We start from the raw sequence: 15965 nt of genomic DNA, 5'->3' as shown, positions 1-15965 counted from the left end.
ATTACCTTTTGTAGATGGAGGGTTTATTTAGTGTACCCTTTTTTCTAAAAATCAACTAAATCATGGAAATCACCTTCCTATATTTTTTCGGTAAATTACTTGACTTTTACCGCAGTCTTGGCAAATGAAAACATTAGAAATAATTACCAAGTTATACTTGTATAATATTCCGTTATTAGAATATTGTCAAGATATATTTTGGATTATTTTTAAAATTCACTGCATATTATTCTTTAGTAAGAATAATATATTTAGTTTAAGTTCTCTCGATTATGATTATAAAGCTACCTCCTTAGTTTCCTGCGACCCATCTTTATAGCAAATCATAATATATTTATCAAAAATTTGAATTCTATCAACATTATTCCTGACTACTCCTTCATCATAACTGCCATCCTCGCAATACATTTCGCCAAGAACTTTCTTAATCCATTCTTCATCCAACGTAGGCGAATTGGCACATGCATCTTTGCCTTTTTCAATTCTTGTTGCGCATCTCCAGACAACCTTCCCGCGTTCAGTCCTTCTCCGATAAGATGCGCCGCAATCGCCACATACCAACAAATTTCCAAGAAGATATTTACCGTTATATTTGTTCCCGCTGATTTCAACTGTTCCATCCTCTTTGCTGACAAAACTTGAGCGTCTCGCCATTTCTTCCTGCACCTTATCAAAGATTTCGGCAGAAACAATGGCTGGATGGCTATTTTTTACATAATACCTGTTTCGCTGCCCAATATTTTTACCTTTCTTACCAGTCATGAAATCCTCGGTAAAGGTCTTTTGCAGCATTGTATCTCCCTTGTACTTCTCGTTGGTCAACATCCTCTGAATCGTTTTTGCATCCCAAGTTTCCTTGCCCGTTACGGTTTTAATCCCCTGGGATTCCAGATAAGCCTTTATTTGCCCCAATGACAGGCCTTGCAGATATAAATCAAATATCTCCCTTACAACCTCTGCCTGCTTTGGTACTATAACTATTTCACCATCTACGCAATCATATCCCATGAAATTTTTATATTTCGTAAAGATGTCGCCCTTCTCAAATTTGCGTTGAAATCCCCACTGAATATTCTCACTGGTGTTCCGGCTTTCATCCTGGGCTAACATACCCCTCAGAGTAATCTCGAATTCCTTATCAACATCGATTGAATCCAGTTTTTCATTTTCAAAATGCATATTGATTCCTCGTTCTCTTAAAAATCTTATAATCTTTAAAATCTCCAGTGTATCTCTCGATACTCTGCTGATTGACTTGGTGATAAGGTAATCAATCTTACCTTTCGCCGCTTTCCTAAGCATTTTGTCCAGACCGGTTCTGCCGCTTCGGCGTAGTCCGCTTTCAATGTCATAAAATACCCCGGCATAAATCCAATCGGGATAGCTTTTTATCATTTTCGTGTAGGTTTTTATCTGAATCTCAAGGCTCCGCAGTTGTTCCGGCCCTGATGTACTGACCCGGCAGTAGGTAGCAACTCTGAGCTTTTTATTTTCTTTGGGTATAGCAGGTATAATCCTTACATTTTTCATTTGCCTTCCTAAATCATCGATATAAAATGGGCAAGCCCATTTATGTTCTACCAAAAAGAAAAGACGTGAAAGCATCCTCTCACGTCAAAGCATGTTTTTATTCTTAATCCCGCAACCCCCTTATTTATCAAGGTTTTTGACGTTGCAACAGGATTATGGCTTCCACATGCGCCGTCCAAGGAAACATATCCACGGGCTGAACCCGCTCGATAGAGTATCCCCCTCTGGCAAGCCTTCCTAAATCCCGCGCCAGGGTTCCCGGGTCGCAGGAAACATAGATAATACGCGCAGGCCTCAGTTCAATCAGCTTCTCAGTAACTTTCGCATGAAGCCCGGCCCGCGGCGGGTCAACCACGACCACATCTGGCACCTGGGTATGCTCAATTCTTTCCTCTACTTTCCCTTGTATGAATTCCGCATTATGTAGGCCGTTCATTTCGGCATTTATGCGCGCATCGTTCGTGGCATACGGATTTTCCTCTATCCCTATAACCTTCTTAGCATGGCGGGCCAAGGCAAGGCTGATGGTTCCAATCCCAGAGTAGAGATCCCATACCGTCTCCTTTTCGCTGAGACCGGCCCATTCAAGGACTAAAGAATAAAGAATTTCCGTTTGTTTGTGATTCACTTGAAGAAAAGCCAAAGGGGATACTATAAATCCTTGATCTAATATATATTCATCAAATCCTATTTCAAGGGGATAATCAGCAAGATTTCCCTCCGCAACCCTATCCGGATCCAGCGCTAATATATCCCTGACTACCGTATCCCTACCAAGCCACTGCTCAGGCACACCCCTTGAATTCAGTGCCCAGATTTCCTTTATCCTCAGGGCAAACCAGTCTTCCGCTGATTTTCGAATCCTTTCGGCTAAAGGTCCGTCAGCCTCAGCATTTTCGATCAGCACTAGGCCCTCACCTCGTGAGTTTTGTCTTAGAGTCAGGCTATGTACCTCCGGATAATCATGTCCCAGAAACTCACCGAGTTTATCCACCCACCGGTTCATATCCTCACTAATGAGCAAACAATCGGGGAAAACAACCGTGTCCTTGCTTTTTTCCCGGTAATATCCGAGCTTGCCGGATTCATCCCGGTGCAGCCTAACCTTATTGCGGTAACGCCAAGGGGCATCCATCCCCAGCACCGGACTCACCTTGGCTTGAACTTTGCCAATCCGCTGCAGCGCGTCCTCTACCCAGCGCCTTTTCCAGAGAAGTGTTTGCTCATAACTCAGGTGCTGCAGCTGGCAGCCGCCGCATATTTCAAAAACCCGGCAGGGAGCTTCCTGCCGGTCAGTCGTGGTCTTTGCTAACGATAATAACTGAGCGCGCTGCCAGTTTTTCTTCCGCTCGATAACCTTAACTTTTCCTGATTCCCCGGGGAGAAGCCCCGGGACAAAGGTTGCGAGGCCCTGGTCATAGCATACACCCTCACCGGTGGATGCCAGGCGTACGCATTCCAGTACGCGTACATCATCATGTCTATGCACTTAAATGTTCCCCTTTATTCGATAGCCGCTATTTCTAAAGAATCTGCTTTACCAATAACAGTTATTTCTACCGCTGCACCCATAAGGCCAAGGCCATCAGCACATTCCACGTTCCATGGGCCAAGACAGCCGGCCATAAGCTGCCTGAACGCTCATAAACCCAAGTCAGGATCACACCTCCGATGAACAGCGGCAGGAAGCGCACGAGATCGAAATGGAGAGCCGCGAAAAATACACCGGTCAGGAGCATCCCTCTCCCGCGGCCATAAGCCTGGCGCAAAGGCGGATATATTAGCCCGCGAAAAATCATTTCTTCTTTAAGGGGAGCAATAACCCCACCTAAAAGGATTAGCAGCAAAAACTGCCAACCATACTTAACCCCTTTAACGGCTTCCGTAAAACTTTGGGGCGCAGGGGTGCCCAAAAACTTAATCAAAAGATTCCCCAAGAGCCCAATCGAAACAAAGAGAAAAATCCCAACGATGATCCCTAAAATCCAAAAACCCAAGCGCGGTTTGACCAAGCCCAATCCTTTTAACGGCTGACGCAACAGCCGCATCAGCACCAGGATTGCTCCCAGGTAGAGCAATCCTTCTCCCAACCCAACGGCAAGAAAATGGAGAAAGCCGTCCAGGGTATCTAAATTCTCAGAGGCCTTTAGCCAACCCATTGGGAGTTCAACCAGGTTCACGAGCAGAATTAAAAATAAACCCTGCCACAAATTCCAAGAAGGATGGCGCGGAGGCAGTTTGTCCATGGACCCCGTTCCTTGCGTTCTATCGGCTGCATTTAAGCCAGTACCCTTGGTCTTAGATTCAACCCTTTTCCTCATAACTGCTCCAGAATTCTTTCTATATTATTAACCGGTTCATTTGCTCTTAAAAAATAACCTTTCACCCCTATAGCCCTACAGCTTATTGCTTTTCCTCCAGATCCCCAGTTTTTCAGCCTCGGCAATCAGTTCACCCCGAAAATCCGGATGAGCGATCGAGATCAGCGCTTCCGCCCGCTGCCAGGTGGCAAGCCCTTTCAGATTGACTTTGCCGTATTCCGTGACCACATACTGGACCGTCGTGCGGGTATCTGTGACCACTGAGCCGTATGTCATCAAAGGCTTAATCCGGGAATGCACCCTGCCTTCTTTGTCCTCATACGTCGAAGGCAGGCAGAGAAAACCTTTTCCGCCTTTAGAATAATATGCCGCCTCAACGAAATCAAGCTGTCCGCCGGAACCGCTGATGGTCATCGGCCCAATCGTCTCGGAACACACCTGTCCGAACAAGTCCACTTCCAAAGCGCCGTTGATGGCGAATACTTTATCATTAAGGGAGGCGTTGCAGGGGCTGTTGGTGTAATCCACCGGATAGGCGGCAAGCAGGGAATTGTCGTGCATAAACTCGTAAAGCTTGGTAGTGCCGGCGGCAAAGGACCAGGTGATCCGGCCGGGGTCCAGTTTTTTGCGCCGGCCGGTGACCCGGCCCGCCTCATACATCTCGACAAAGGCGTCAGCGAGCATTTCACTGTGCACCCCTAAGTCTTTGAGATCGGACTGGGCAATCATACGCCCTAGGGCGCTGGGCATCCCGCCAATCCCCAGCTGGATGCAGGCTCCGTCCTCGATTTCCGGCAGGATAAATTCAGCGATTCTTCTGTCCACCTCTGAAGGAGTGGCCGCCGGAAGCTGGGGCAGCCCCCTGTGCCCGCCTTCCACGATATAATCTACCTTGGAAAGATGCACCATATGGTCATACCCGCCATGCACCCGCGGCATGTCTTCGTTGACCTCTACAATCACGGTGCCCGCTTTTTCAATGGCGGCGGCATAATGGGATACGGTCACTCCGAAATTAAAATACCCGTGCTCGTCCATGGGAGCGACCTGAATCATGACCACATCCGTACGCAGGTTTTCCCGTAAATACCGGGGTACTTCTGAATACTTGATCGGAATATAGTAAGTCAGCCCTTTTTGGGCATATTGACGTTCTATCCCGCTAAAATGCCAGCTGTTCCAGGAAAAATGCTCCCCTCTCGGGTCTGCTTCGACTACGGCCAAAGGGGCAAACAAGACCGCTCCCCGCAGTTTCACATCCCACAACTCGTCTATGCGCTTGGCCAATGCCTCATCCAAAAGCCTCGGCATGCTGGCAGCCCAGCCGAATTCAATCCAATCCCCGCTTTTTACGGCTTTGACCGCTTCCTCAGCGGATACCAACTTCCTGCGGTATTCCTGCGCTAACATCGCAACCCCTCCTTTATGGTCCAAATATTTCCTGTTACCTGGTGCTAATTTCTTGGCTCTAAGAACCGGCTTGCCTTTCTGGTCAGTTTTTTGAAAACTTGTATCCTAACGCAAGCCGGTTACAAAAGATTACCTATAATATCCGGATCATGGCCTCACCCATCTCTTGGGTACCGGCCGAGCCGCCCAAATCAGGGGTCAGGTTTTCTTTATGAGCCAGCACGGCATCCACCGCCTGCTCCACCCTCAAGGCCTCAGCGCTGAAGCCAAGATACTTGAGCATTTGGACCCCGGACAGGAGCATCGCAAGGGGGTTGGCCAGATTCTTCCCGGCGATCTGGGGCGCGCTGCCATGGACCGCTTCAAAGACCGCTCCGTCCTCCCCGATATTGGCCCCGGGAGCTACCCCCAGGCCGCCGATCAGCCCGGCTCCCAAGTCCGAGACGATATCTCCGTAAAGGTTCGGCAGCACCAGGACGTCAAACTGCTCCGGCTGCTGCACCAGGTTCATGCAGAGCGCATCAATAATCCGGTCATCGCATTCGATCTCCGGATAGTCCCGAGCTACCTGGCGCACACTGTCCAGGAACAAGCCGTCACTCAGCTTCATAATATTGGCTTTGTGAACAATCGTAACCTTTTTGCGTCCCTCCCGCCGGGCCAGCTCAAAAGCATAGCGGCCGATCCGCTCCGAAGCTTCGCGGGTTATGATCTTAATGCTTTCCGCAGCGTCCCGGCCCACGCGGTGCTCGACCCCGGCATAGAGGTCTTCCGTGTTTTCCCGGACCACGACCATGTTCACGCCGCTGTAGCGGGACGGGACATTCGCCAGGTTGCGCAGCGGCCGCACATTGGCATAAAGCTGCAAACTTTGGCGCAAGGCCACATTGACGCTCCGAAAACCCTTCCCGATCGGAGTGGTAATCGGCCCTTTGAGCGCCACTTTGTTGCGCCTCACCGTTTCCAGAACATGATCAGGCAGGGGGGTGCCGTACTCCTCAATGCACTTTTCCCCGGCCTCAACAAGCTCCCACTCAATGTCCGCGCCGCTGGCTGAAATCACATCCTTGGTTACGGCACTGACCTCGGGTCCAATGCCGTCCCCCGGAATTAAGGTCACTTTAACTGCCACTAGAACTCTCCTTTCTAAGCCTTGTCTTAAACCTCACTCTGTTGCCGGCCGAACATATCTTCATAAATATACATTAACTCTTTATCGAACAAAGAGCGTTTCAAATCTACCGCTGTGTCTCTGACTTTGGCCAGCAGTTTTTCAGCTTCTCCATCCCCGATTTCAATGCCATACTCGCCCCGGAATTTCGCTTTAATCGCCGCTGTCCCGGAGTGCTTGCCGATCACGATTTGGCGTTCCAGCCCCACTTCTTCCGGCTTAAACACTTCATAAGTGAGCGGGTTTTTTAAGGCACCGTCTGCATGAATCCCGGACTCATGGGCAAACATATTGCTGCCTACAATCGCTTTCCCGGGCGGCAAAATCCGTCCGGACGCGCGGGCCACATATTCCGAAACTTCACGGAAGCGGGTTGTGGCGAAGTTCAAATCCACCTTTAACAAGTGTTTCAGAGCCATGACCACTTCTTCCAAAGCAGCATTGCCCGCACGTTCACCCAAGCCGTTGACGGTTACCCCGATAAAGTTGGCGCCTGCTTTGACCCCGGCCAAGGCATTGGCTGTGGCCATCCCGAAATCGTTATGGGTGTGCATCTCAACCTCAATTCCGGTGGCTTCAATCAGTTTCGTAATCCGCTCATACGTTAGGAAAGGTTCGAGAATCCCAACCGTATCACAGTAGCGCAAGCGGTCAGCCCCGGCCTTCTTGGCTTCCTGGGCAAATTCAATCAGGAATTCCATTTCGGAGCGCGAGGCATCCTCAGCATTGACCGAGATATATACCCCCTCTTTTTTGGCAAACTCCACGGCTTTTACCATGCGCTCCAGCACGGCCCCGCGCGTGGTCATAAGCTTATGCTCAATGTGAATATCCGAGGTGGAAATGGAGATCGCCACCGCGTCCACCCCACAAGCCAAGGTCGACTCAATATCGGAAATAACGGCACGGTTCCAGCCCATAATGCTGGCTTTCAACCCGAGCTTCACAATATCCTTTATCGCCTGCTGCTCATCTCCGCCCATGACAGCCACTCCAGCTTCAATCTGGTTGACACCGAGTTCATCCAGCAGGCGGGCAATCCTCAGCTTTTCCTGGTTGGAAAACACCACTCCGGCGGTTTGCTCCCCGTCACGGAGGGTTGTATCCACTATGATTAAGTTCCTATTTTGGGTCAATTGGAATTCACCTCTTCCTTTCTCACGGACACTAAACATGATATTTCATAATACCACATATACAAACGCTTTGAAATAAGCTTACCGCAGCAATACAGTATACATAAATTTACTACTTAAATTTACTTGACCTTCTTGTTCTACTTGACCTTCTTGATCTGGAACCCCGTATAATTTAGTTCTTATGCTTTTATGCTTGTACTTTAAGTAAGCCGCTCCTTCAAAAGCTTATTGACTAATCCTGGATTCGCCTGACCCTTCGTCGCTTTCATCACCTGTCCGACCAAGAAGCCGATCGCTCGCTCTTTGCCTGCGCGGTAGTCTTCCACCGAGGCCGGATTGTTCCCGATCACTTCGTCAATAATCTTGACTAGGGCGCTTTCATCACTAATCTGGGCTAAGCCTTTTTCTTTGACAATCACTTCGGCATCCTTGCCGCTGGCAAACATTTCTTCAATCACACTCTTGCCAATCTTGCCGCTGATGGTCCCTTTTTCAATGAGGTTCACCATCTGAGCCAACTGCTCCGGGGCAATAGGAGAATGGATAACACTGATTTCAGCAGCTTTGAGCAGGCGGGTAAAATCCCCCATGACCCAGTTGGCCAGGCTTTTGGCATCCGGACATGTGCGCAAGGCCTGATCAAAGAAATCAGCTAAGCCTTTGGAGCTGGTGATAACCCCCGCATCATATGCGGACAGGCCCAGGGACTGCAAGCGCTCGCGCCGGGCCGCCGGAAGCTCGGGCAGGTCTCGGCGGATGCGTTCCACCCACTCCCGCTCGATCACTAAGGGCACCAAGTCCGGCTCCGGGAAATAGCGGTAATCATGGGCTTCTTCTTTGGAACGCAAGGACAGGGTCATGCCGCGCCCTTCATCCCAAGTGCGGGTCTCCTGAATCACTTTATCCCCGGAATCCAGCACCTCCGCCTGGCGGGCCAGTTCGTATTCCAGGCAACGCCTGACCGAGCTGAAGGAATTTAAGTTTTTGGTCTCGGTACGAATGCCAAATTCAGCACTGCCGCGCGGCCTTAAGGATACGTTGATATCAAAGCGGACAGACCCCTGCTCCATCCGGCAATCGGAAGCCTCGGTATACTCAAGGATTTGCACCAATTGCTCGAGATAGGCCAGAACCTCGGAAATGGAGCGCATGTCGGGCTCGGACACAATCTCCAAAAGCGGCACCCCAGTCCGGTTATAATCAACATAGGACTCATCCGAAGTGGTGATCGTCTCTCCGCTGTGCACCAGTTTGCCCGCGTCCTCCTCCATGTGGGCGCGGGTAATTCCGATCTTTTTCGGTCCCTCCTCGGTCTCGATCAGGAGCCAGCCGTTTTTGCAAATCGGCAGGTCGTACTGGGACGTCTGGTAGTTTTTCGGCAAATCCGGATAGTAATAGTTCTTGCGGTCAAACTTGGAAAACTCCGCGATCTCGCAGTTTAAGGCAAGGCCGGCTTTAATGGCCAGGTTCACCACCTCGCGGTTTAACACAGGCAGAACCCCCGGAAGCCCAAGGCAGACCGGGCAGACATGGGTGTTTTGCTCCCCGCCGAATTCCGTGGTGCAGCCGCAGAAAATCTTGGTCTTGGTGGCAAGCTCAACATGGGTTTCCACCCCGCACACCATCTCATAGCGTTCAAAGATGCTCATCTAAGCCACCTCCCCTGGGAAAGCAGGCTTGGCCTTATGGAAATCTGTGTTTTGTTCAAAGGTATAGGCCACCCGGTACAAAGTACCCTCATCAAAAGGCTTGCCCATGAGCTGAAGCCCGACCGGCATTCCGCCGGCGAACCCGGCCGGAAGGGTCAGTCCCGGAAGCCCGGCTAAGTTCAAAGGCACAGTGCACACATCAGACAAGTACATCGCCAGCGGGTCGGTGGATTTTTCCCCGAATTTGAAGGCCACCGTCGGCGCGGTCGGAACCAAGAGTACGTCATACTTCTCTAGCACCCGGTCAAAATCTCGCTTGATCAAGGTTCTAACCTTTTGCGCTTTTAAGTAATAAGCATCGTAATAGCCTGCGCTCAAAGCATAAGTACCGAGCATAATCCTACGCTTGACTTCGTCCCCGAACCCTTCGGCCCGGGTCTTTTTGAACATGCTGATGATGTCCTCCGCCTCCTGGGCGCGATAGCCGTAGCGCACCCCATCATAGCGTGCCAGGTTAGAGCTGGCCTCCGCCGGGGCAATCAGGTAATAAGCCGGCATTGCATACTCCGTATGCGGCATGGAGCACTCCTCAACCTCCGCTCCCAGAGCTTTCAGGGTTTCAATGGCCTGGCGCAGGACTTTATCCACTTCCGCGTCAATTCCCTGGCCAAAATACTCGCGCGGTATCCCAATCTTCAACCCTTTGATATCGTTTACCAGAAACTCTGTGTAATCCGGTTTCTCATACGGAACAGAAGTGGAATCTTTTGGATCGTGCCCGGCGATCGCATTCATCACCAGGGCGTTGTCGCGCACATCCTTGGTAAAAGGCCCGATCTGATCTAGGGAAGAAGCATAAGCAATGAGTCCATAGCGGGAAACCGCTCCATAGGTCGGTTTCAGTCCCACGACCCCGCAGAAGGCTGCCGGCTGGCGAATCGAGCCGCCGGTATCCGAACCCAGGGTGAACACGGCCTGATCAGCCGCCACCGCAGCCGCAGAACCTCCGGAAGAACCACCGGTCACGCGTTCTAAGTCCCAGGGATTGCGGGTGACGTGAAAGGCCGAGTTTTCCGTGGAAGACCCCATCGCGAACTCATCCATGTTCAGCTTACCCAGCATGATTGCTCCCGCTTGGCGCAGGCGCTCCGCCACCGTCGCATTGTAGGGCGGGACGAAATTTTCCAGGATTTTCGAGGAACAGGTGGTGCGCACTCCTTCCGTGCACATATTGTCTTTCAAGGCCATCGGAATCCCTTCCAAGGGGCCGAGCTTGTCTCCCCGGCCGAGCTTGGAATCCACCTCAGCCGCCTGTTTTAAGGCGGAGTCTTCGGTTAATGTCACAAAGGCCTTCACTTTATCTTCGAGGGCATTGATCCGTTCCAGATACGCTTTGGTCAGCTCGCTTGCGCTGATTTCTTTATTTTCCAGAAGCCTATGCAATTCAGCCGCTGATTTGGCTGTCAGTTCCATCCTTAATCTCCTTTCACACTACACGATCTTGGGCACCCGGAAGAAGCCGTCTTCCGAGTCTGGGGCATTTTGCAGGGCTTTCTCCCGCTCAATGGAACGCCTGACTTCATCCGTTCGGAGCACATTATGTAAAGGCACTGCATGCGCAGTCGGTTCCACGTTGTCGGTATCCAGCCTGTTCAGCATTGCAGCATACTCAAGAATCGAGTCCAACTGCCCGGTATACGCTTCTATTTCTTCTTCTGTCAGCTCTAAACGCGCCAGCAGAGCCACATGCTCCACATCTTTCCGGGAAATCTTCACACCCAAAACCTCCAATCAAATGAGACACCTACACTTACTCTACTATAGCAAATTCGGAAGTATGGAGCAAGAAACAGCGGCCAAAACCCGTGCCAAAAGCGCAATAATTAAAGGGGTGCCCCTGAAGTAGGAGCCCCCCAAAAAAATGGCTTCGTCAAGAAACATTCCGGAATGTCTTCATCAAGAAACATTCCGGTAATACATCAGACTGGCGAGGGCTGCCGACACCAGCCTGGCCCGCGGCGGATCAGACCTGGAGGTAAGCACGATCGGCACTTGAGCTCCAAGCACAATTCCCGCTAAGGTGGCGTTAGCCAGGTATTCCAGGTCTTTGGCCAAAATGTTGCCTGAGACCAGATCCGGAGTGAGCAGAATATCCACATCTCCGGCCACTTGGGAACGGATGCTCTTGATCTGAGCAGCCTTGGCTGAGATTGCATTATCAAAGGCCAGCGGCCCGTCAACCACCGCCCCGCTGATCTGCCCCCGGTCCGCCATTTTGGCCAGGCAAGCGGCATCAATCGTGGAAGGAATCGCCGGGTTAATGACCTCGATGGCGGAGAGCACCGCAACTTTCGGGAGTTTGACCCCAAGCAGCCTTACAAAATCAATGGCGTTTTGCATGATCACTGTTTTTTCCCGGAGCCCGGGATTAATCGTGACAGCGGCATCTGTAATATACAGGAGCTTATGATAACTGGCAAGCTCGGCCACAAAGACATGGGAAACCCAGCCTTCCCCGCGCAAATCTTTGAGGATCGGGTGCAAAAACTCGTGGGTGTGCAGATGCCCCTTCATCAGGCCGCACACTTGCCCTTCCTTGACCAGCCGCACCCCTTCCCGGGCCGCCGTGGACTCTCCCGTGACATGGACAATGGGAAAAGCCTCCGCACCCGGAAATTCAAGCACCAGGCTCCGGATCACCGGTTCATTGCCAATGAGGATTGGGTTGATGAGCCCTGCTTCCGCCGCCTGCACCGCTCCCTCGAGTACAAATTCCTCGGTCGCATCCACAATGGCAATCGGCAGCGGGGGGTAGGCGTGAGCGGCTTCAAGCAAAGCCTCGAACGATCTAAACTCGATCATCGCGGATCCCCTCCTCTATCACCGGATCGATTTAAGCTATTGGGCAAAGTTCCCTTAACTTCCTTCCGGAATGGTTCTGCATTCATGTCACGGGGATTGAATTAAGATTTATTTCATTATAAGGCCTGTGATTAATTTAGTCGAACATTTTTCAGAATAATTTTATAATTTCATGTCATGCGTTCCAGGGCAAGCTTAGCTTCAGCGGCGATGTCCGCGGGGACAGAGATCTGATTTACAACCTTTCCCTGAGCTAAATTCTCTAATGTCCAGAGCAGGTGCGGCTGGTGAATCCGGTTCATACTCGTACACAGGCAGACCGTTTCATTCAGGCAGATGATTTTCTTGTCCGGATTTTCCTGGGCCAAGCGGTGCACCAGGTTTATTTCCGTCCCCACCGCCCAGCTGCTCTCCGCCGGGGCATTCGTTACCGTATTTATAATAAATTCCGTAGACCCGTGCAAATCCGAGGCGGCCACGACCTCATGCCTGCACTCCGGATGCACAATCACCTTGATCTCCGGGTAATTGGCCCGGGCTCTCTCAACCTGTTCCACGGTAAACCGCTGGTGCACGGAACAAAATCCATTCCACAGGATCAAGCGGGGAGCATGCTCAGGCAGCCGTTCTCTTTGCTCGCTTTGTTCGTCCCGGAGGCCATCCCGCTCCTCCCCGGACTGTTCATAGGTCTCCCGCATTTCCCGCTGCCAGAGAAAGATCTCCTCCGCCTTGATTCCGCATTCCAGCCCGGTATTGCGGCCCAGATGCTCATCCGGCAAAAAGAGAATGATTTGATTCTCACCCATTGCCTTATCGAACACGGAGCGGGCATTGGAGGACGTACAGGTCATTCCCCCTTTGCGCCCACAGAATGCCTTAATCTCCGCCGTGGAATTGACATAGGTGATGGGGATGATTTCTTGATCCGGGTACTTCCCCCTCAGAATGTCCCAGCATGCCTCCACCGCCTCGATGTCCGCCATATCGGCCATGGAACAGCCTGCCGCCAAATCGGGCAGGAGCACTTTCTGTTCAGCCGTGGTGAGAATGTCGGCGGTTTCCGCCATAAAATGCACCCCGCAGAACACGATATACTCAGCCTCCCGCTCCCGGGCCGCCAGCTGTGACAGCTTAAGAGAATCCCCGCGGTAATCCGCAAAACGGATGACTTCATCTTTCTGGTAATGATGTCCGAGAATCAACACCCGTTTCCCGAGCGCATCTTTGGCCGCCCGGATACGGCGCTCCAACTCTTTTGTTTCCAAGTCCAAGTATTCCGGCGGCAGCATTTCCCGCATAATCTATCCCCTTCTCCTCCCGATTAATCCCACAGCCTGCTCAAGCCTTCTTCAACGATATTCATACTGATATCCAGAACCGGAGCAGAATGGGTCAGCCAGCCCAAAGAAATAATATCCACCCCGCTTTTAGCGACTGAAAGCAGGTTGTCAAACGTAATTCCCCCCGAGGCCTCGGTCATAGCCTTGCCATCGATCAATTTGACCGCCTGAGCCATTAAATCCGGCGGCATATTATCGAGCATGATCACCTCAGCCTTGGTTTCCAGGGCTTCGGCCACTTGCTCCAGGCTCTCGACTTCCACTTCAATTTTGACCATGTGTCCGACATGTTCCCTGACTTTTGCTACCGCCTGCGTGATGCCGCCGGCCGCTTCGATGTGGTTGTCCTTAATCAAAACCGCATCATACAGGCCCAAACGGTGATTATGACCGCCCCCGACCCGGATCGCGTATTTTTCCAACATTCTAAGTCCCGGAGTGGTCTTGCGCGTATCGACAATGCGGCAGGCATGCCTGCGCACAAGTTCCACCGCCCTGGCTGTTGCGGTTGCAATTCCGGATAAATGCTGCAAAAAGTTTAAGGCGGTGCGCTCCCCGGCCAAAAGGGTGCGCGTCGGACCGTACACCGTGGCTATGATTTGCCCCGGATTTACCTTATCCCCGTCTTTCACTTTGGTTGAAAACACAACTCCGGGGTTAAGCAGGCGGAAAACGGTCTCGGCCACCTCCAGGCCCGCGATGATTCCTTCCTGCTTGGCCATGATTTCCGCTTGAGACTGGTGGGCCTCATCCACAATCGACTCGGTGGTAATGTCCTGAAAGCCGATGTCCTCATTTAAAGCCGCGCGCACACTCTCTTCCCATAGCAAACGATTCATGCCGAATAACTCCCTCTATTTAGATGTTTCTTTTGCCAAGCCGGGCTGGCCTCCGGATAATCCGAACGGTAATGGCTTCCCCGGCTTTCCGGCCGTTCCAGGGCGGCTTGAGTGATCAATTGGGCCAGTTCTAAAATATCCCTTAACTCGAGTTCATTGTCCTCAATCTCTTTTTCCAGCGACTCCAGTGTGCTCAAGGCATCCCGTAGCCCCTGTTCACAGCGGACGATCCCTACCTGTTCCCACATGACAGCTTGGATTTTCTTAAACCGGGAGTCCGTATGATCCAAAGGAGCGGCGTGATCTCTTATATTCCGGGCAGCAGCATCTTCAAATGTCGATGCATCCCTTGCCATTGTCCCCAACCGCTGAGTCAGATTTTTCCTGATGGCTGCCGCCACCCGTCTGCCGAAGACCAGGGTTTCCAAAAGGGAATTGCTGGCCAGGCGGTTGGCCCCATGCACCCCCGTGCTCGCCGCCTCCCCGCAGGCAAACAAACCTTCAATATTGGTGCGCCCATAATCATCGGTCCTGATTCCGCCCATCATGAAATGGGCTGCCGGAGTCACTGGAATCAGATCATGCACCGGGTCAATTCCGTATTCCCGCAACTTGGACTGAATGGTCGGAAAGCGCTGGGTGAAATGGGTTCCGACGGGAGCGGCATCCAAGAACACCCGGTGTCCTTTTTCCTGTTCCCTGGCAATCGCTCGGGAAACAATATCCCTGGGCGCAAGCTCAGCCATGGGATGATACTGTGGCATAAAACGGTCTCCGTCTTCTGTCACCAGAAGCGCTCCTTCTCCCCGCACCGCTTCCGATATAAGAAAAAGAGGACTATCTCCCACAGCTAAAGCCGTGGGATGAAACTGGATAAATTCCAAATCCCTGAGTACTGCTCCTGCCCGCCAGGCCAGAATCAATCCATCCCCGGTACTAAAAAGCGAGCCGGTCGTCCGCCCGAAGAGCTGTCCGCAGCCCCCGGTCGCGAGCACAACCGCGCGCGCCCGGATTTCCGTGGGCCCGTCCATTCCTCCGGCGATCACGCCATAGCACCTGCCGCCCTCAACCAGCACCTCCTGCGCCCGCTGGCCCGGCATCATCCTAATCCGTTCATTCCGTTCTATCCGCTGATAAAGCGCCCGCCAAATCTCCGCCCCCGTGCTGTCCCCGTGATGGAGCACCCGGGCCAGCCTGTGCGCCCCTTCCCTCGCTAAATCCAGCTCCCCCGAGGGCCTTAGATCAAAGCGAGTGCCCAAGGCGATTAAATCCGCCACAATTTTTGGAGCTTCGTTGGTCAGGAGCCCAACCACCTGCGGTTCACACAAACCGGCCCCTGCAAACAGCGTGTCTTCCGCATGGAAACTGGGGGAATCATCCTCCCCAACGGCGGCAGCAATTCCACCCTGGGCCAAGGTGGAATTACACCGGTCCGGCTGATCTTTTGCTAAAACCACCACTTTCCCTCCCGGTGAAGCCCAGAGGGCCGTGGCCAAGCCCGCCAAGCCGCTCCCGATCACCACCACATCTGTTTCGATCCGGCGCATCTTCAATTCTCCTCAACCTCATTTTTTAATCAAGCTATCTTTGTTTTACCAGATGTATTTACATGTGTCAAGACACTAATATTGACAATTATCCGTAAATACAGGTACACTAAAAATAAACTGATTCCATACTGAGTACTGTCTGAATTCTGACTTC

At 51.8% G+C, this 15965-nt stretch carries 13 protein-coding genes; all 13 read right to left on the bottom strand.

The annotated features are described in order from the left end of the window. Positions 1–276: 276 nt before the first annotated feature. The 13 genes from J0X21_RS10670 to J0X21_RS10610 all read right to left on the bottom strand — a co-directional run bounded on the left by J0X21_RS10670 (position 277) and on the right by J0X21_RS10610 (position 15808). Positions 277–1605 (bottom strand): recombinase family protein, encoded by a 1329-nt coding sequence (locus J0X21_RS10670; protein ID WP_407947644.1) that lies wholly within the window; start codon positions 1603–1605, stop codon positions 277–279. A gap of 52 nt (positions 1606–1657) precedes the next feature. Beyond that, the gene (gene rlmD / locus J0X21_RS10665; RefSeq protein WP_206812193.1) at positions 1658–3019 is read right to left on the bottom strand and encodes a 23S rRNA (uracil(1939)-C(5))-methyltransferase RlmD; all 1362 of its coding nucleotides are present in this window, start codon (positions 3017–3019) and stop codon (positions 1658–1660) included. A 67-nt stretch (positions 3020–3086) separates the two neighbouring features. After that, positions 3087–3776 carry a CPBP family intramembrane glutamic endopeptidase gene (locus J0X21_RS10660; protein WP_206812192.1) on the bottom strand — a complete coding sequence of 230 codons (690 nt, stop codon included), beginning with the start codon at positions 3774–3776 and terminating at the stop codon, positions 3087–3089. A gap of 150 nt (positions 3777–3926) precedes the next feature. Continuing rightward, positions 3927–5261 carry an acetyl-CoA hydrolase/transferase family protein gene (locus J0X21_RS10655; protein WP_206812191.1) on the bottom strand — a complete coding sequence of 445 codons (1335 nt, stop codon included), beginning with the start codon at positions 5259–5261 and terminating at the stop codon, positions 3927–3929. A gap of 133 nt (positions 5262–5394) precedes the next feature. Beyond that, the gene (locus J0X21_RS10650) at positions 5395–6393 is read right to left on the bottom strand and encodes an isocitrate/isopropylmalate dehydrogenase family protein (RefSeq protein WP_206812190.1); all 999 of its coding nucleotides are present in this window, start codon (positions 6391–6393) and stop codon (positions 5395–5397) included. Between the two features lie 26 nt (positions 6394–6419). Beyond that, a complete protein-coding gene (nifV, locus tag J0X21_RS10645; protein WP_236006208.1) occupies positions 6420–7568 on the bottom strand; it encodes a homocitrate synthase in 1149 nt (382 codons plus the stop codon). A 203-nt stretch (positions 7569–7771) separates the two neighbouring features. Then, positions 7772–9220, bottom strand: coding sequence for an Asp-tRNA(Asn)/Glu-tRNA(Gln) amidotransferase subunit GatB (gene gatB, locus J0X21_RS10640; RefSeq protein ID WP_206812188.1), 1449 nt, complete (start codon positions 9218–9220; stop codon positions 7772–7774). Next, positions 9221–10693, bottom strand: coding sequence for an Asp-tRNA(Asn)/Glu-tRNA(Gln) amidotransferase subunit GatA (gene gatA / locus J0X21_RS10635; protein WP_206812187.1), 1473 nt, complete (start codon positions 10691–10693; stop codon positions 9221–9223). Between the two features lie 18 nt (positions 10694–10711). Next, positions 10712–10996, bottom strand: a complete 285-nt coding sequence (gene gatC, locus J0X21_RS10630) for an Asp-tRNA(Asn)/Glu-tRNA(Gln) amidotransferase subunit GatC (RefSeq protein WP_206812186.1) — start codon at positions 10994–10996, stop codon at positions 10712–10714. Between the two features lie 180 nt (positions 10997–11176). Beyond that, positions 11177–12082, bottom strand: coding sequence for a bifunctional enoyl-CoA hydratase/phosphate acetyltransferase (locus J0X21_RS10625; RefSeq protein WP_206812185.1), 906 nt, complete (start codon positions 12080–12082; stop codon positions 11177–11179). 170 nt (positions 12083–12252) lie between these two features. Further along, positions 12253–13380 (bottom strand): quinolinate synthase NadA, encoded by a 1128-nt coding sequence (gene nadA / locus J0X21_RS10620; RefSeq protein WP_206812184.1) that lies wholly within the window; start codon positions 13378–13380, stop codon positions 12253–12255. Between the two features lie 23 nt (positions 13381–13403). Continuing rightward, positions 13404–14261 (bottom strand): carboxylating nicotinate-nucleotide diphosphorylase, encoded by an 858-nt coding sequence (gene nadC, locus J0X21_RS10615; RefSeq protein WP_206812183.1) that lies wholly within the window; start codon positions 14259–14261, stop codon positions 13404–13406. Continuing rightward, complete coding sequence (locus J0X21_RS10610; protein ID WP_206812182.1) at positions 14258–15808, bottom strand: L-aspartate oxidase; 1551 nt, start codon at positions 15806–15808, stop codon at positions 14258–14260. The genes nadC and J0X21_RS10610 overlap by 4 nt, the downstream gene beginning before the upstream one ends. Positions 15809–15965: the final 157 nt, after the last annotated feature.

Origin of the sequence: Paradesulfitobacterium ferrireducens (genome assembly GCF_017310645.1) — a bacterium.
GTDB classification, from domain to species: domain Bacteria; phylum Bacillota; class Desulfitobacteriia; order Desulfitobacteriales; family Desulfitobacteriaceae; genus Paradesulfitobacterium; species Paradesulfitobacterium ferrireducens.
The sequence above is the reverse complement of the archived record's forward strand: the minus strand, read 5'-3'. Positions and strand labels throughout refer to the sequence as shown.